The following is a 15,463-nucleotide window of genomic DNA, read 5'->3' as shown; positions in this document are numbered from 1 at the left end:
CGCTCAGCCGGGCAGCTCGGCCCGGCGCAGATCCCGGACGCACAGGACGACGACCCCACCGAGCCCGCAGACCGCCGCGCTGACGACGAACACCGGCCCGGTGCCCCAGACTCCGATGGCGGCCGCCGACAGTGGCATGCTCAACGGGGCGAAGCCGAGGCTGACCAGGCCGGCGACGGCGGTGACCCGGCCCAGGTAGGCGGGGTCGGCCCGGGTCTGCAGCAGGGCGCCGCACACCACCCCGCTGAGCCCCGTCAGCAGCCCGATGAGCAGGGCCGTGCCGGTGGCCGCGACGACACCCGGGGCGTGGGCGAGGGCGCCGATCGCGACGGAGCCCGCGAGGATCGCGTACGCGGCGACCTGTCCGGCGTGCGGCAGGCGCCCCCGCACGGTCAGCAGCAGTGACGCGGCGCCCGCGCCGCCGCCGAACCCGGCGAGCACCCAGCCCATCCCGGCGGCGCCCCAGCCGCGTTCGTCGGCCAGCAGGGTCAGGCCGACGTTGAGGGGGCCGACAAAGCCGAGGTCACCGAGGGCGATGGCCAGCATCAGCGGGGCGAGGACGCGGTGGCGGCGGATGTAGCGCAGTCCGGCGACCAGGTCGCTCCCCCACTCTCGGCTTCGCTCGCGCGGGGGGACCCCCATGAGCGGGGGGACCCCCATGGCGGTGGAACCGCGGGCGGTGGCCTTGTCGGCCGTGTTGTCGTCAGGGGGGAGCTCCCGGACGCGTACGGAGACCAGCAGCGGCACCGACACGGCGATCAGCAGTCCGGCGAGCGCGAACGCGGCCGCCGCGCCGCCCACCGCCACACCGAGACCGCCGAGCGGGGCACCGACGACGCTCGCGAACCTGATCGCGAGACTTCGCATGCCCTGCACGCGCGCGAGCTGACCTCGACCGGTCACGCGCGCGGGGAGGGCGCCCACAGCGGGTATGAACACGGCGTCGACGGTGCCGAAGACGAGCGCGAGCAGGGCCAGGGGCCACAGGCCCGGGCTGGTGAGGAACAGCAGCCCGGCCACCGCGAGCACGGCCACGCAGCGCACCGCGTCACTGCCTATGGCGACCCTGCGCGGCCCGAGCCGGTCGGCGATCACTCCCCCGCCCAGCATCAACACGGCTCGCGGCAGCGCGCTGACCGACATCACGACACCGGCCTGCGAGGGCGTACCGGCCTGGACGGCGGCCCAGGACAGGGCGATGTAGTAGACGCTGTCGCCGACCATCGAGGAGGTGTAGGCGGCGAGCCAGCGCAGAACGTTGCCGTCGCGGTGGGCGGGGCGCTCGGCGTGCTGCTCGGGTATGACGGGCGCGGTGACGGTCACGGAGGCGGCCTCTCTCAGACGCGGAACGGAAACCCGTACACATGCAGCGCGACACTCTCGCGCCCTTCGGTGTCTCCGGCGGCTTCGGCGGCCCGGCCCTTCGCCTCGTACTTCCTGGCGAGCGCCTCCAGCTCCTGACGGAGTCCGTCCAGCTCGGCGGGGGTCAGCCGCAGCAGGGACTCGCTGTCGGGGGCTGCGGAGTTCCACTCGGGCCCCCAGGTCGGCCGCTCGTCGAGATAGCGGCGGTACATGTCGGCGCGCTGCTCGTGGAAGAGCCGGGTGGCCGCCAGGTGCGCGGCCGCCCGCTCGGGTGCGTCCCGGAAGTCCTTGTCCCGGATGCTCACGCCCTCCGAGGAGGGCTGCCACCAGCGCTCCCGGCCGTCCGCGCTCTGCGGCTCGGCCTCTTCGATGAGCCCGTGCTCGGCGAGTTTCCGCAGGTGATAGCTGACCAGCGAGACAGCCTCGTCGACCTGGTCGGCGAGCTGCGAGGCGGTCGCCGTGCGGGCCACGCACAGCCCCCGGTACAGCTGCATCCGCAGTGGGTGGGCCAGGGCCTTGAGCGTGCCCAGGTCGGTGATGGGGCGGTTCTCCTCGCGTGCCATGACGCCACCGTAGGTACGAAAGAAAAGTTGCACAACATATTTTGCGCAATTTTTCTTGTGCACCTGTCCACGAGAAAGCCCCGGCCGTCGGCCGGGGCTCAGGTCCGCCTACCTGACGGGATGCCCCGCCCCCCGCAGCGTCGCCTTCACCTCGCCGATGCGCAGATCGCCGAAGTGGAAGACCGACGCCGCCAGTACGGCGTCCGCGCCCGCGGCGATCGCCGGCGGGAAGTCGGCCAGTTTGCCCGCGCCGCCGGAGGCGATCACCGGCACTGTGACGTGCTTGCGTACCGCGGCGATCATCTCGAGGTCGTAGCCGTCCTTCGTGCCGTCCGCGTCCATCGAGTTGAGCAGGATCTCCCCCGCACCCAGCTCGGCGGCCCGGTGCGCCCACTCGACGGCGTCGATGCCGGTGCCGCGGCGGCCGCCGTGGGTCGTGACCTCGAAGGAGCCCGACTCGGTGCGGCGGGCGTCCACGGAAAGAACCAGGACCTGGCGGCCGAAGCGCTCTGCGATCTCGCGGATGAGATCGGGGCGGGCGATGGCGGCCGTGTTCACGCCCACCTTGTCCGCGCCGGCCCGCAGCAGCTTGTCCACGTCCTCGGCCGTGCGCACGCCACCGCCGACGGTGAGCGGGATGAACACCTGCTCGGCGGTGCGGCGCACCACGTCGTACGTCGTCTCCCGGTTGCCGGACGACGCCGTGATGTCCAGGAAGGTCAGCTCGTCGGCGCCCTCCGCGTCGTACACCTTGGCCATCTCGACGGGGTCGCCCGCGTCGCGCAGGTTCTGGAAATTGACACCCTTGACGACCCGGCCGTTGTCGACGTCCAGGCAGGGGATGACTCGGACCGCCAGGGTCATGAGTTCACGGCTCCTCTGAATGCTTCCAGTTCCACTGAGACCAGGACACGCGGGTCGACGAAGCCCTCCACGACCAGCAGGGTCGTGACGGGCCGTACGGAGTCGAAGAGTTCCTTGTGGGCCCGTCCCGCCTCGTCGATGTCCCGCAGATGCGCCAGATGCATCCGCGTCCTGATCACGGACTCGACGCCGAGCCCGAACTCGCCGATCGCCTCGATCGCGCTGGTGAACGCCACCTTCGCCTGCTCGTACGGGTCTCCCTCCCCGTACAGCACACTGCCCTTGAAGGACGTCGTGCCCGCCACCAGGACGCGGTCGCCCGCCGCGACGGCACGCGCGAAACCGAAGGACTCCTCCCAGGGGCTTCCGCTCTGTATGCGCCGCACGGCATCCGACGTCATGGCGACACAGCCTCCAGCGCCTCTTCCAGGGTGAACGCCTTCGCGTACAGGGCCTTCCCGACAATGGCGCCCTCGACACCGAGGGGGACGAGGTCCGCGATGGCGCGCAGGTCGTCCAGCGAGGACACGCCGCCGGAGGCCACGACGGGCCGGTCGGTCGCCGCGCAGACGTTCTTCAGGAGCTGAAGATTCGGGCCCTGGAGCGTGCCGTCCTTGGCGATGTCCGTGACGACGTAGCGCGCGCAGCCCTCCTTGTTGAGGCGCTCCAGCGTCTCGTAGAGATCACCGCCGTCGCGGGTCCAGCCGCGACCGCGCAGAGTCGTGCCGCGTACGTCGAGACCGACCGCGATCTTGTCACCGTGCTCGGCGATGACCTTGGCGACCCACTCGGGGGTCTCCAGGGCGGCCGTACCGAGGTTCACGCGCGTGCAGCCGGTCGCGAGGGCAGCCGCGAGGGAGGCGTCGTCGCGGATGCCGCCGGACAGCTCCACCTTGATGTGCAGCTCCGCCATGCGCTCGGCCACTTCGGCGATCAGCTCCCGGTTGTCGCCGGTGCCGAAGGCGGCGTCCAGGTCGACCAGGTGCAGCCACTCGGCGCCCGCCCGCTGCCAGGCGAGGGCGGCCTCCAGGGGGGAGCCGTACGAGGTCTCCGTGCCGGACTCGCCGTGCACGAGGCGGACGGCCTGGCCGTCGCGGACGTCGACGGCGGGGAGGAGTTCGAGCTTGGCCATGTCTCTACAGGGTTCCGATCCAGTTGGTGAGCAGCTGCGCTCCGGCGTCGCCGGACTTCTCGGGGTGGAACTGCGTGGCCCACAGGGCGCCGTTCTCGACGGCGGCCACGAAGGGCTTGCCGTGCGTCGACCAGGTCACCTTGGGGGCGGTCAGCGTCGGGTTGTGCGTCTCCAGCGTCCAGTCGTGGACGGCGTAGGAGTGCACGAAGTAGAAGCGCGCGTCCGCGTCCAGGCCGGCGAACAGCTCGGAGTCGGCCGGCGCCTCGACGGTGTTCCAGCCCATGTGCGGCACGATGTCGGCCTGGAGCGGCTCGACCGCGCCGGGCCACTCGTCGAGGCCCTCGGTCTCCACGCCGTGCTCGATGCCGCGCGCGAAGAGGATCTGCATACCGACGCAGATGCCCATCACGGGACGCCCGCCGGCCAGCCGCCGGTCGACGATCCAGTCGCCGCGTGCCTCCTTCAGGCCCGTCATGCAGGCGGCGAAGGCACCGACGCCGGGCACCAGCAGGCCGTCCGCGTTCATGGCCCTGTCGAAGTCGCGGGTTATCTCGACATCGGCTCCCACGCGCGCGAGGGCGCGTTCGGCGGACCTCACATTGCCGAAGCCGTAGTCGAACACAACGACGTTCTTGGCGTTCCTGGTGCTCAATTCCACACCTCCAGCCGCAGGACGCCCGCGACCAGACACATCGCGGCGCCGATGGAGAGCAGTACGATCAGCCCCTTCGGCATCTGCTGCTTCACGAAGGAGACGATGCCGCCGACGAGGAAGAGGCCGACGACGATCAGGACGGTCGAGGTGCCGTTCACAGCGCGCCCTTCGTGGAGGGCAGAATGCCGGCCGCGCGCGGGTCACGCTCGCTGGCGTACCGCAGCGCCCGCGCCAGCGCCTTGAACTGGCACTCCACGATGTGGTGTGCGTTGCGCCCGTACGGCACGTGCACGTGCAGCGCGATCTGCGCCTGCGCGACGAAGGACTCCAGGATGTGCCGGGTCATCGTGGTGTCGTACTCGCCGATCATCGGCGCCATGTTCTCGGGCTCGGTGTGCACGAGGTACGGGCGGCCGGAGAGGTCGACGGTGACCTGGGCGAGGGACTCGTCCAGCGGGACCGTGCAGTTGCCGAAGCGGTAGATCCCCACCTTGTCGCCGAGCGCCTGCTTGAAGGCGGCGCCCAGCGCGAGGGCGGTGTCCTCGATGGTGTGGTGCGAATCGATGTGCAGGTCGCCCTCGGTCTTCACGGTCAGGTCGAACAGACCGTGCCGGCCGAGTTGGTCGAGCATGTGGTCGTAGAAGCCGACACCTGTCGACACATCGACCTTCCCGGACCCGTCGAGGTCGATCTCGACGAGGACCGAGGTCTCCTTCGTCACCCGCTCCACGCGTCCTACGCGGCTCATGCGCTCTGCTCCTTCTTCAACTCACGGACCGCGTCCAGGAACGCGTCGTTTTCGGTCGGCGTCCCTGCGGTGACCCGCAGCCACCCCGGTACGCCGTTGTCCCGGACCAGGACGCCCCGGTCGAGGATCTTCCGCCAGGCCTCCTGGGCGTCCGGGAACCGCCCGAACTGTACGAAGTTCGCGTCGGACTCCGTCACCTCGTAGCCGATCGCGCGCAGTTCGGTGACCAGCCGGTCCCGCTCGGCCTTCAGCTGCTCGACATAGCCGAGCAGGGTGTCGGTGTGCTCCAGTGCGGCCAGCGCGGTCGCCTGGGTGACGGCCGACAGGTGGTACGGCAGCCGTACGAGCTGCACCGCGTCCACGACGGCCGGGTGCGCGGCGAGATAGCCGAGGCGCAGGCCGGCCGCCCCGAACGCCTTCGACATGGTCCGCGAGATGACGAGGTGCGGGCGGCCCTGAAGCAGCGGCAGCAGCGAGGCGCCGTGGCTGAACTCGATGTACGCCTCGTCGACCACCACCATCGACGGCTTCGCCGCCTGCGCGGCCTCGTACAGCGCGAGGACCGTCTGGGGCGGAACCGCGTTGCCCGTGGGGTTGTTGGGGGTGGTGATGAAGACGACGTCGGGCTGGTTCTCGGCGATGGCCTTCTCGGCCGCCGCGAGGTCGATGGTGAAGTCGTCGCCCCGCGGGCCGGAGATCCAGCCGGTGCCCGTGCCACGCGCGATCAGGCCGTGCATCGAGTACGACGGTTCGAAGCCGATCGCCGTGCGGCCCGGTCCGCCGAAGGTCTGCAGCAGCTGCTGGATGACCTCGTTGGAGCCGTTGGCGGCCCAGACGTTCGCCGGGCCGACCTCGTAGCCGGACGCGTTCGTCAGGTACTCGGCGAGCTTCGTGCGCAGCTCGACCGCGTCCCGGTCCGGGTAGCGGTTGAGGTTCCGGGCCGCCTCGCGCACCCGCTCGGCGATCCGTTCGACCAGCGGCTCGGGCAGCGGGTAGGGGTTCTCGTTGGTGTTGAGCCGTACGGGAACGTCCAACTGGGGCGCGCCGTAGGGGGACTTGCCGCGCAGCTCGTCCCGTACGGGGAGATCGTCGATGCCTGTCACTTGCCTTCGGGTACCTTCCAACCGAACCTCGCCTTGACCGCCGCGCCGTGCGCCGGCAGGTCCTCCGCCTCCGCCAGCGTCACCACGTGGTGCGCGACCTCGGCCAGTGCGTCCCGCGTGTAGTCGACGATGTGGATGCCGCGCAGGAAGGACTGCACGGACAGGCCCGAAGAGTGGCAGGCACAGCCGCCGGTGGGCAGGACGTGGTTGGAGCCGGCCGCGTAGTCGCCGAGCGAGACGGGCGCCCAGGGGCCGATGAAGATCGCACCCGCGTTGCGGACCCGGTCGGCGACTTCGGAGGCCTGGCGGGTCTGGATCTCCAGGTGCTCGGCGCCGTACGCGTCGACGACGCGCAGCCCCTCCTCGATCCCGTCCACCAGCACGACCGCGGACTGCTTGCCGGCGAGCGCCGGGCGGATCCGGTCCTCGATGTGCCTGGTGGCCGCGACCTGCGGCTCCAGCTCCTTCTCCACGGCGTCCGCCAGTTCGACGGAGTCGGTGACGAGGACGGCGGCGGCGAGCGGGTCGTGCTCGGCCTGGCTGATCAGGTCGGAGGCGACGTGCACCGGATCGGCCGTCTCGTCCGCGAGGATCGCGATCTCGGTCGGGCCGGCCTCGGCGTCGATGCCGATCTTGCCGGTGAAGTAGCGCTTGGCGGCGGCGACCCAGATGTTGCCGGGGCCGGTCACCATGGTGGCGGGCGGGCAGGACTCGGTGCCGTACGCGAACATCGCGACGGCCGTGGCACCGCCGGCGGCGTACACCTCGTCGACGCCCAGCAGCGCGCACGCGGCGAGGATCGTCGGGTGCGGCAGGCCGTTGAACTCGGCCTGGGCGGGCGAGGCGAGCGCGATCGACTCGACACCGGCCTCCTGCGCGGGCACGACGTTCATGATCACGGAGGACGGGTAGACGGACCGGCCGCCGGGGGCGTACAGCCCCACGCGGTCCACCGGCACCCACTTCTCGGTCACCGTGCCGCCGGGCACGACCTGGGTGGTGTGGGACGTGCGACGCTGCTCGCGGTGGACGAGGCGGGCGCGGCGGATGGACTCCTCCAGGGCCGCGCGCACGGTCGGGTCGAGTTCCTCCAGGGCACGGGTCAGCGCCGCGGCCGGCACCCGCACCTGGTCGAGCTTCACACCGTCGAACTTCTCGGCGAAGTCGATCAGCGCCGCGTCGCCCCGATGATGCACGGCCTCGCAGATCGGACGCACCTTCTCCAGGGCGGCCGAGACGTCGAAGTCGGCTCGGGGCAGCAGGTCGCGCAGGGCGGGGCCCTCCGGGAGGGCGTCGCCGCGCAGATCGATTCGGGAGATCACGTGCTCAATTCTCGCAGACCCGGATGGGACGCCGTTCGCGCGTATCAATGGCTGATACACCACACGGAAGATCCCCTTCACGTTTTGCGTTCGGAGCGTCACTCAGCGGGCATGAACGATTGTACGAAACCCATGAGTAACAGGAGGAAGAAGCACCGTGAGCGAGGGAGCCGGCATCCGGAACGGGGACCTGCCGGACGATCTGACCGCCACCGAGGCCGGCATGTGGCAGGCCTTCCGCAACGGCAGCGCGTACGACCTGAGCAGCGGGGACACCGTCGTCGACGATCCGCACGGCGGGCATCCGTGGGGCCCCGAGCGGACCGTGCGGGCCCGCATGGTGTGCTGGCTGCTCCTCGACGGGCCGCCCCCCCTCGCCGGCCGCGTCTCCTCGCTGAAGCTGACCGGCGTGCGGATCAGCGGCAGCCTGGACCTCGCGGGCGGCTCGGTGACGCCCTACGTCGAGCTGCGGGACTGCCGCTTCGAGCAGGAGGTCCTGCTCCCGGAGGCTCAGTTCAAGACCGTACGGCTGGTGAACTGCTCGGTGCCGCGGCTGGAGGCGGCCCGGGTGCACACCGAGGGCGACCTGCACCTTCCGCGCTGCCGCTTCCTGGGCGGGGTCCGGCTGACCGACGCGCAGATCGGCACCGACCTGCTGCTCAACCAGGCCGTCGTCCACCGGGACCGCACCGGCCGCTCGATCGTCGCGGACGGCATGACCGTCGGCCAGGACCTGCAGGCCGAGATGCTGGAGTCGTACGGCGAGCTGAGTCTGCGCGGCGCGCAGGTCGGCGTCTCGCTCAGCCTGCGCGGGGCCCGGCTGCGCAACCCGTACAGCCGCCTCGCCCTGAACGCGCCCCAGCTGACCGTCGAGCGCACCCTGTATCTCAGCCCGGCGGCCGTCGGCAGCATCCAGCTGAGCGGCACGACGCCCGCGCGCGGGACCCGGATCCAGCGGTTCGACTGCCAGGGCGGGGTGCGGCTGGACGACGGCCGGTTCGGCGACGCGGTCGACCTCGAACGCGCCCGCTTCACCTTCACCGACGAGCAGGAGCTGTCGCTGCGCCGCGTCCAGGTGCCCGAGCTGCGTTTCCTCGGGGAGCGGCCGCAGCGCGGCAAGGTCGTGCTGTCCGGGGCGCGGATCGTCAACCTCGTCGACCGGGCGGGCAGCTGGCCGGGCCCGGGCAATCTGCACATGCCGGGTTTCGCGTACGAGAACCTGGTGCCGCAGGGCCCGTTCCCGCTGTCCGAGCGCCTCGACTGGGTGGCCGCCGCCACCGCCGAGTACCACCCGGAACCGTACGAGCGCCTGGCCGCCGTACTGCGCAACGGCGGTGAGGACGAGGATGCCCGCGAGGTGCTGCTCGCCAAACAGCGCCGCCGCCGCGAGACCCTGCCGTCGGCCGCCAAGCTCTGGGGGTACGCGCAGGATCTGACGGTGGCCTACGGATACCGGCCGGGGCGGGCCGCGGTGTGGATGGCGGTGCTGTGGGCGGCGGGCTCGCTCGCCTTCTGGTACGCCGGGCGGCCCCGGACCGGCGCCAATGCCGGGGACCCGCCCTGGAACCCGGCCCTCTTCGCCCTCGACCTGCTGCTTCCGGTCATCGAGCTGGGCCAGGTGGGCTACTGGCAGCTGCACGGCGGCTGGCAGTGGCTGGCGGCCGCACTGATCCTGCTGGGCTGGGTCCTCGCGACGACGGTGGCGGCGGGGGCGACCCGGCTGCTGCGGCGCAACTGAGCGGGCTCACCGGCCCACGGCACGTGCGCGGCGGACGCGCGACCTCCGGCGACCATTAGGCTCTTGCGTCGTGACCACCGTCCGGCTGCCGCTCTTCCCCCTGAACTCTGTGCTGTTCCCGGGGCTCGTGCTCCCCCTGAACATCTTCGAGGAGCGCTATCGCGCCATGATGCGCGCGCTCCTGAAGACCCCCGAGGACGAACCGCGCCGCTTCGCCGTCGTGGCGATCCGCGACGGCCATGAGGTGGCACCGAGCGCGCCCGGCATGCCCGACCCGACGGCCCTGCCCGAGCGGGGACCCGCGGCCGGCTTCGGCAGCGACCCGGCCAAGGCCTTCCACGGCGTGGGCTGCGTGGCCGACGCCGCGACGATCCGGGAGCGTCCCGACGGCACGTTCGAGGTGCTGGCGACCGGGACGACCCGGGTGCGGCTGCGGTCGGTGGACGCGTCGGGGCCGTATCTGACGGCCGAGCTGGAGGAGCTGCCGGAGGAGCCGGGCGACGAGGCGGGGGCGCTGGCCGAGGGCGTGCTGCGCGCGTTCCGCCAGTACCAGAAGCGGCTGGCGGGAGCGCGGGAGCGGTCGCTGACCACCGGCGGGGACCTGCCGGACGAACCGTCCGTGGTGTCGTACCTGGTGGCGGCGGCGATGATGCACGACATCCCGACCAAGCAGCGGCTCCTGCAGGCGCCGGACACCGCGTCCCGCCTGCGCGACGAACTGAAACTCCTTCGCTCCGAGACGGCTGTCATCCGTAGCCTGCCGTCACTGCCCGCGTCGGACCTGACGCGGGGCCCGACGAGTCTGAACTGAACAGGGAAACACCCCGGATGGCGAAGAAAGCGAAGAAACAGCAGCAGTCCGGCGGCACGCCCGCGACGGTGGCGCTGACGGCCGCGGGCGTGGACCACACGATCCACTCCTACGACCACGACCCCGCCCACCCGTCCTACGGCGAGGAGGCGGCCGAGGCGATGGGCGTCTCACCGGACCGGGTCTTCAAGACGCTGGTCGCGGACGTCGACGGCACCCTGACCGTGGCCGTGGTCCCGGTGGCCGGCTCCCTGGACCTGAAGGCCCTGGCCTCGGCGGTGGGCGGCAAACGGGCCACGATGGCCGACCCGACCCTCGCGGAACGCACGACGGGCTACGTCCGGGGCGGCATCTCCCCCCTGGGCCAGCGCAAGAAACTCCCCACGGTCCTGGACGTCTCGGCCACCACCCACCCCACGATCTGCATCTCGGCCGGCCGCCGCGGCCTGGAAGCCGAACTCTCCCCCCACGATCTGGCCAACCTCACCAACGCCACCCTGGCCCGGATCGGCCGCGCGTAACCCCTCGACGACATGCCCTTCCTCGGCTAATCAGAAAGGGCATGTCGAAGAAAACACGCAAACGCAAGTGGCGCACCAAAAAACGCCGCTCAAACCACGGCCACCGCCCAGCCTGACGTCGCTGCGGGCAGTCGTGCCGCTGGGGCGGCACGGGTGGGCGCAGCGGCACCCCGCCAGCGCCGGGCTGCGCAACCCCCGCCCCCAGTACCGACACCGGGCGCCCTCAAACCCTACGGGCGCTCATACCCCGCTGGCCCATACCCCACCGGCTCCGGATCCCGAGGCCCGAACAACGCCGTCAACCCCAAATGCACCAGCAACCCGGCCAGGGACCACGCCAGCAACGCCCCCTTCGCCTCCAACCTCAACGGCGCCGAGAACGTCACCCCCTTACCCACACCCTTGGCCTGCGCCAACACATCCTGCGCAGGTCCGAGCCACACCCCCACCCGCCAGGCGAGCAACGACCCGAGCAGCCCCCCGACCCCCAGCGCCACCACCACCGGCACGCCCCCACGCCGCCGCAGCACGAACACCACGACCGCACTGACGAACCCGAACGCCAACGCAAGCAGAGTGAACGTTCCGTCGACCCCGATCGACTGCTCCCCCTCGGTGTCCTTGAGGTACACGACCCACGTGTCGTCCACCACGTCACCGACCAGCGGCACCCGCGGCGCCAGCCAGCACCACAGCACCCCGAGCAGTGCCCCACCGAGCGCCACCGCCACCGTGATCACGGCGGCCTCCCGCACTTCGGTCTTCATCCCGGGACCGTCCTGATCCTTGGTTCCGTGAGCGACGTGATCAGGCGCGCCGACCACGTGTCCGGACCCGCCGGGGGCAGGCGGCCACGCACTGTGCGAGGACTGTTCATGCGGCGGCGGAGGCGGTGTCAACGGAGCTGTCACCCTGACATCGTGCCAGGCCTGCCCGGGCGGCGCGTCACCGGACGGCAGCCCGGCGGTACGCCCAGGTGGCGGCGGCCAGCGAGATCACCCCGGCCCCCGCACAGACGGCGAGGTCACCAGCGACCACAGCCCACTCGGGGCTGCCCGAGAAGGTCCGCGCGTACGCCTCCACCCCGTACGTCGACGGCAGCAGATCCCGCGCGAACCGCACGATCCCCGGCATCCGCTCCGGCGGCAGCACACCGAGGAGCAACGCCGCCGACATCCCCAGCTGCCCCAGCAGCGTGGCCAGCTCCGGCCGCGGCGCCAGCAGCCCGAAGGCCGCGCCGAGCCCGGAGAGCGCCGCGCCGGCGAGCGGAATCACCGCGAGCAGGATCCACAGGTTGGTCAGCGGCAGCCCGAACAGCACGCACCCGAAGACGGCCGTCACCAGCGTCCCCGGCACGGTGAAGGACGCGTACGCCCCCGCCGCCCCCAGCACCACCGCCGCGGGCGGCACCGGCAGCGTGGCGTAGTGGTCGAGCCCGCCGGTGGCGCGGAGCTGTCCGAAGTACTGCGCGAGGAGGTTCAGCGCGACAAAGGCAACGACCACGACCGACGAGCCGGCCACCACCGCCTGCGCCTCGCCCCCGCCGTCCACGACCCCGCGCATCATGATCATGATGCCGACGGACTGGAAGGTCGCCACGAACAGCAGCGGAATCCGGGCCACCCGTGCCCGGGACAGCTGTGCCCGGTACACGGCCGCGAGGGACGGCCACAGCCGCGCGGGCGGCGCGAGTTCGGCCGGGCCCACGACCGGACCGTCCAGGGCCCGGGCACTGCCCGGCAGAACCTCTGTGGGTACGGCACTCACGTCGCGCTGCTCCCCTTTCTGGGGTTCACTTCGGCGGTCGCCCTGTTCCGTACGGATACGACGGCCCCTCCATTCAAGACCGACGCGCCCACGGCCTGCTCGCTCACGCCTTCACCAGTCCCTGCTCGGCGGCGCCGCCCAGCGCCATGTACACGTCCTCCAGGCTCGGCGTGGCCAGGGTGAAGTCGTCGAGGGCGGCGAAGGCGGCCCCGCCGGTGACCGTGGACACGACCGCGCGGGCCTCGTCAGGGGCCAGCCGCAGCGTCCAGCGGCGCCCGGACTCCACGGCCCGGTCCCGCAGCGCGGCCACCTCGGGCACGTCGAGCGGCGCCCGCTCCCGCCACACCAGCTCGACCCGCACCTCGCCGGCGACCCGCTCCTTCAGCCCTGAGGGCGAGTCGCAGGCGATCACGCGTCCCCTGTCCAGGACGGCGACCCGGTCGAGCACGGTTTCGGCCTCGATGACGTTGTGGGTGACCAGCACCACGGTCGTCCCGCGTTCGCCGCGCCGCCGGTCGACGGCGGACCACACCGCCCGGCGTGCCACCGGGTCCATGGCGGCGGTCGGCTCGTCGAGGACGAGCAGCGGCCGTTCCCCCACCAGCGCCGCCGCGACACAGGCCAGCCGCCGCTGCCCGCCGGACAGCTTCTTCAGCGGCCGCCCGGCGATCTCGGTCAGCCCCAGTTCGTCGAGTACGGCGTCCCGCTCGGCCCGGGCCCGCCGCACGTCCAGGCCGCGCAGCCGCCCGGTGGTCTCGGCGGCAAGGGACACCGTGAGTTCGTCGAGGGCGGTGGACTCCTGCCCGAGGTAGGCGAGAAGGCGCGCGGCCCGCTCCGGATGGCGCACGATGTCGTGCCCGAGGATCTCGACACTGCCGCGGTCGGGCCGCATCAGCCCGGTGAGCTGTCGTACGAGGGTGGACTTGCCGGCTCCGTTCGGCCCGAGCAGCCCGAAGATCTCACCCCGCCGCACTTCCAGCCGTACGTCGTCGGTGGCCCGCACCTCGGGCGTCCCCGGTGCCCCGCGCCGCGCGCGGACCGCGGGGTAGGTCTTGGTCAGTCCGCGTACCGCGCACACAACCTCGCCACTGTCCCGGAAGGCCTGTGCCGCACGCGTACTCACAAGGGACGAGACTACGGGGTCCGCGCCCTCCGCCCGCGCCCGGGGCGGCCTCTTGACCCAGAACGGCCGGAATCAGTCATTCCGGCCAGACCGGAATCGGCCATGCCGACCAGATCCCCGCTCGCAGGCCGCTACTCCCCCGCAGGGGCGTGCTCCGCGGCCGTGCGCACATCCACCTCGCGCCAGAAGCCCGCCCGGATCGCATACCGGTCGTGCTCGTCGATCTGGTCGTCCTTGTGCGCCAGCAGCCCGAACCGGGCGGCGTACCGCAGGAGCTCCCCGTCGATCCGATGCGGGATCCGCGGATACATCCCGGACAGCTTCTGCAGATGCCCCTGGTCGCCGAGCCGGGACATCCATCGCCGGGCGAACACCTGCCCCACCTCGTAGGGGTCCCCGCCGACCGTCGTGATGTCCTCTTCGCGGTCGGCCCACCGCTGCTCCGCGGTGGTGAGCTGCGCGAGCGTCGGCATCGTCGCGACCTCGGGCGGTTCGGCGGCCGCGCCGGGCCGGTCCACCCACCCCTTGTCGGAGGACCAGCGCAGGGTCGCGGTGGTGGGATGCTGGGCGGCCTGGGTGCCGGGGGCCCGCAGCGCGGCCAGGTCCTTCGGCGTCGGCACGCCCTTGGATGCCGGCACCCGCTCCTCGCTGCCGTTCTGCGCCTCGGCCGGCGCGGGGTGCGGCACCTCCTGGGCGGTCCGCTCGGCGGCCGGGGCGAGCGAGGCGTCGGGCAGCGGAGCGGAGAGGATCGCGGCGATCTCGGGCCGCGGCGCGGGCGGCGGTGCGCACACACCGCCCAGGTCCTTGGCCCGTACGGCCTTGGTGATCCACGCCCGGTCGAGCACCCGCCGCTCGTCGGCCTCGGCGACCAGGTCCTCGGACTGGTTGTAGTCACCGTCGGCGGCCTGCACGGCCCACAGGTGTACGGCGACCCCGTGCTCCTTGGCCGCCATCATGCCCGGCAGCAGATCGCCGTCGCCGGTGACCAGGACGACGTCGGAGCAGGCGCGGTTGCGGGCCAGCTCGGTGAGCTCGGCGTGCATGGCGGCGTCGACGCCCTTCTGGTTCCAGCGGCCGTCACTGCGGGTCAGTGCGCCGAGCCGGACCGTGACCCGGGGCATCACGCGCAGCCTGCGGTGTTCGGGCTGGGGGACGCGGTCGGGGGCGCCGTCGAACCAGTAGATGCGCAGCAGCGGCCGTTCCGTGTCGGACTCGGCGCGTTCACGCAGGCCGTGGATGAGGGCGGTGTGGTCGACGGTGATGCGGGACCGCGAGGGTTCTCCGGCAAGGAGACTTGCGGCGGCCCCCAGCAGATACCCGGCGTCCACCAGGACGATGCAGCGGTCCACACGACTCACCCTCTTCCCGGGAGGTTTGCTTCGGGCTTGCTTCGAGTCTGCCCGACCACGCGTGGGTTAACGGCCCGAACTCGATCTTCGGCGTGGCGTTTCCGGGATTCACTCGACGACAACGCCTGTTACATACGGTAATTATCCGAAATGCGTTTGTTGTCAGCCTATGTGAATCTGGTCCCGGCCCTGGCCCCTAGATCCCCCACAGGAGGCATCACCATGGCCAAGAACAAGAACCGTGACCGAAAGCAGCCCCAGTCCGAGCGCGGCCAGCACGAGGGCCGGCAGCCCTCGCTGGAGTCGGATGCCGAGGAGCGCGCCGCGCAGGTGACGCCCGGCGACATGGCCCGCAAGGGTCGGCACAAGCGCTTCGGCCACAACTGACAGCTGTGTGACGGGCTG

18 protein-coding genes are annotated in these 15,463 nt (G+C 71.8%); 4 read left to right on the top strand and 14 right to left on the bottom strand.

Annotated elements, in window-relative coordinates:
- Positions 1-3: 3 nt before the first annotated feature.
- The 10 genes from ACKTSN_RS34245 to hisD all read right to left on the bottom strand — a co-directional run bounded on the left by ACKTSN_RS34245 (position 4) and on the right by hisD (position 7,749).
- A complete protein-coding gene (locus ACKTSN_RS34245) occupies positions 4-1,224 on the bottom strand; it encodes an MFS transporter (RefSeq protein ID WP_409474989.1) in 1,221 nt (406 codons plus the stop codon).
- Positions 1,225-1,337: 113 nt separating this feature from the next.
- Positions 1,338-1,925: an ArsR/SmtB family transcription factor gene (locus ACKTSN_RS34240; protein ID WP_409472655.1), complete on the bottom strand. Its 588-nt coding sequence runs from the start codon at positions 1,923-1,925 to the stop codon at positions 1,338-1,340.
- A gap of 108 nt (positions 1,926-2,033) precedes the next feature.
- Positions 2,034-2,789, bottom strand: coding sequence for an imidazole glycerol phosphate synthase subunit HisF (gene hisF, locus ACKTSN_RS34235; RefSeq protein ID WP_385509336.1), 756 nt, complete (start codon positions 2,787-2,789; stop codon positions 2,034-2,036).
- On the bottom strand, positions 2,786-3,190 hold the full coding sequence (locus ACKTSN_RS34230) for a RidA family protein (protein ID WP_129797381.1): 405 nt from the start codon (positions 3,188-3,190) through the stop codon (positions 2,786-2,788). Before ACKTSN_RS34230 ends, hisF begins: the two co-directional genes overlap by 4 nt.
- A complete protein-coding gene (priA, locus tag ACKTSN_RS34225; RefSeq protein WP_409472654.1) occupies positions 3,187-3,921 on the bottom strand; it encodes a bifunctional 1-(5-phosphoribosyl)-5-((5-phosphoribosylamino)methylideneamino)imidazole-4-carboxamide isomerase/phosphoribosylanthranilate isomerase PriA in 735 nt (244 codons plus the stop codon). The genes ACKTSN_RS34230 and priA overlap by 4 nt, the downstream gene beginning before the upstream one ends.
- A 4-nt stretch (positions 3,922-3,925) precedes the next feature.
- On the bottom strand, positions 3,926-4,579 hold the full coding sequence (hisH, locus tag ACKTSN_RS34220; RefSeq protein ID WP_409472653.1) for an imidazole glycerol phosphate synthase subunit HisH: 654 nt from the start codon (positions 4,577-4,579) through the stop codon (positions 3,926-3,928).
- Positions 4,570-4,734 (bottom strand): hypothetical protein, encoded by a 165-nt coding sequence (locus ACKTSN_RS34215; protein WP_165396167.1) that lies wholly within the window; start codon positions 4,732-4,734, stop codon positions 4,570-4,572. Before ACKTSN_RS34215 ends, hisH begins: the two co-directional genes overlap by 10 nt.
- Positions 4,731-5,324 carry an imidazoleglycerol-phosphate dehydratase HisB gene (gene hisB / locus ACKTSN_RS34210; protein ID WP_030932889.1) on the bottom strand — a complete coding sequence of 198 codons (594 nt, stop codon included), beginning with the start codon at positions 5,322-5,324 and terminating at the stop codon, positions 4,731-4,733. The genes ACKTSN_RS34215 and hisB overlap by 4 nt, the downstream gene beginning before the upstream one ends.
- Positions 5,321-6,427 (bottom strand): histidinol-phosphate transaminase, encoded by a 1,107-nt coding sequence (locus ACKTSN_RS34205; protein ID WP_409472652.1) that lies wholly within the window; start codon positions 6,425-6,427, stop codon positions 5,321-5,323. The genes hisB and ACKTSN_RS34205 overlap by 4 nt, the downstream gene beginning before the upstream one ends.
- Positions 6,424-7,749: a histidinol dehydrogenase gene (gene hisD / locus ACKTSN_RS34200; protein WP_409472651.1), complete on the bottom strand. Its 1,326-nt coding sequence runs from the start codon at positions 7,747-7,749 to the stop codon at positions 6,424-6,426. Before hisD ends, ACKTSN_RS34205 begins: the two co-directional genes overlap by 4 nt.
- A 157-nt stretch (positions 7,750-7,906) precedes the next feature.
- On the opposite strand from hisD, the gene ACKTSN_RS34195 reads away from it, so the two are divergent.
- The 3 genes from ACKTSN_RS34195 (at position 7,907) to ybaK (ending at position 10,819) form a co-directional block, all read left to right on the top strand.
- A complete protein-coding gene (locus ACKTSN_RS34195) occupies positions 7,907-9,487 on the top strand; it encodes an oxidoreductase (RefSeq protein WP_409472650.1) in 1,581 nt (526 codons plus the stop codon).
- Between the two features lie 70 nt (positions 9,488-9,557).
- On the top strand, positions 9,558-10,298 hold the full coding sequence (locus tag ACKTSN_RS34190; protein WP_129797387.1) for an LON peptidase substrate-binding domain-containing protein: 741 nt from the start codon (positions 9,558-9,560) through the stop codon (positions 10,296-10,298).
- A gap of 17 nt (positions 10,299-10,315) precedes the next feature.
- Positions 10,316-10,819, top strand: coding sequence for a Cys-tRNA(Pro) deacylase (gene ybaK, locus ACKTSN_RS34185; protein ID WP_409472649.1), 504 nt, complete (start codon positions 10,316-10,318; stop codon positions 10,817-10,819).
- A 230-nt stretch (positions 10,820-11,049) separates the two neighbouring features.
- Here ybaK and ACKTSN_RS34180 read toward each other — a convergent pair whose 3' ends face one another.
- The 4 genes from ACKTSN_RS34180 to ACKTSN_RS34165 form a co-directional block, all read right to left on the bottom strand.
- Positions 11,050-11,730, bottom strand: a complete 681-nt coding sequence (locus ACKTSN_RS34180) for an AAA family ATPase (RefSeq protein ID WP_409472648.1) — start codon at positions 11,728-11,730, stop codon at positions 11,050-11,052.
- A gap of 34 nt (positions 11,731-11,764) precedes the next feature.
- Positions 11,765-12,586 carry an ABC transporter permease gene (locus ACKTSN_RS34175; RefSeq protein WP_409472647.1) on the bottom strand — a complete coding sequence of 274 codons (822 nt, stop codon included), beginning with the start codon at positions 12,584-12,586 and terminating at the stop codon, positions 11,765-11,767.
- A gap of 103 nt (positions 12,587-12,689) precedes the next feature.
- On the bottom strand, positions 12,690-13,664 hold the full coding sequence (locus ACKTSN_RS34170; RefSeq protein WP_409474988.1) for an ABC transporter ATP-binding protein: 975 nt from the start codon (positions 13,662-13,664) through the stop codon (positions 12,690-12,692).
- 176 nt (positions 13,665-13,840) lie between these two features.
- Complete coding sequence (locus tag ACKTSN_RS34165; protein ID WP_409472646.1) at positions 13,841-15,058, bottom strand: NYN domain-containing protein; 1,218 nt, start codon at positions 15,056-15,058, stop codon at positions 13,841-13,843.
- Positions 15,059-15,280: 222 nt separating this feature from the next.
- Between ACKTSN_RS34165 and ACKTSN_RS34160 the strand changes: the two genes are divergently transcribed.
- Positions 15,281-15,445, top strand: a complete 165-nt coding sequence (locus ACKTSN_RS34160) for a hypothetical protein (protein ID WP_409472645.1) — start codon at positions 15,281-15,283, stop codon at positions 15,443-15,445.
- Positions 15,446-15,463 lie beyond the last annotated feature (18 nt).

This window comes from Streptomyces flavusporus (assembly GCF_046267975.1).
In the GTDB taxonomy this organism is placed as follows: Bacteria; Actinomycetota; Actinomycetes; order Streptomycetales; family Streptomycetaceae; genus Streptomyces; species Streptomyces flavusporus.
Note: the sequence above shows the minus strand (reverse complement) of the source record. Positions and strands in the feature narration are given on the sequence as shown.

What these genes read in the sequence shown, in the direction of transcription:
- ACKTSN_RS34245 (WP_409474989.1), bottom strand. Translation starts at nt 1,224, where the DNA reads ATGGTCGGCGACAGCGTCTACTACATCGCCCTGTCCTGGGCCGCCGTC.
- ACKTSN_RS34240 (WP_409472655.1), bottom strand. Translation starts at nt 1,925, where the DNA reads ATGGCACGCGAGGAGAACCGCCCCATCACCGACCTGGGCACGCTCAAG.
- hisF (WP_385509336.1), bottom strand. Translation starts at nt 2,789, where the DNA reads ATGACCCTGGCGGTCCGAGTCATCCCCTGCCTGGACGTCGACAACGGC.
- ACKTSN_RS34230 (WP_129797381.1), bottom strand. Translation starts at nt 3,190, where the DNA reads ATGACGTCGGATGCCGTGCGGCGCATACAGAGCGGAAGCCCCTGGGAG.
- priA (WP_409472654.1), bottom strand. Translation starts at nt 3,921, where the DNA reads ATGGCCAAGCTCGAACTCCTCCCCGCCGTCGACGTCCGCGACGGCCAG.
- hisB (WP_030932889.1), bottom strand. Translation starts at nt 5,324, where the DNA reads ATGAGCCGCGTAGGACGCGTGGAGCGGGTGACGAAGGAGACCTCGGTC.
- ybaK (WP_409472649.1), top strand. Translation starts at nt 10,316, where the DNA reads ATGGCGAAGAAAGCGAAGAAACAGCAGCAGTCCGGCGGCACGCCCGCG.
- ACKTSN_RS34160 (WP_409472645.1), top strand. Translation starts at nt 15,281, where the DNA reads ATGGCCAAGAACAAGAACCGTGACCGAAAGCAGCCCCAGTCCGAGCGC.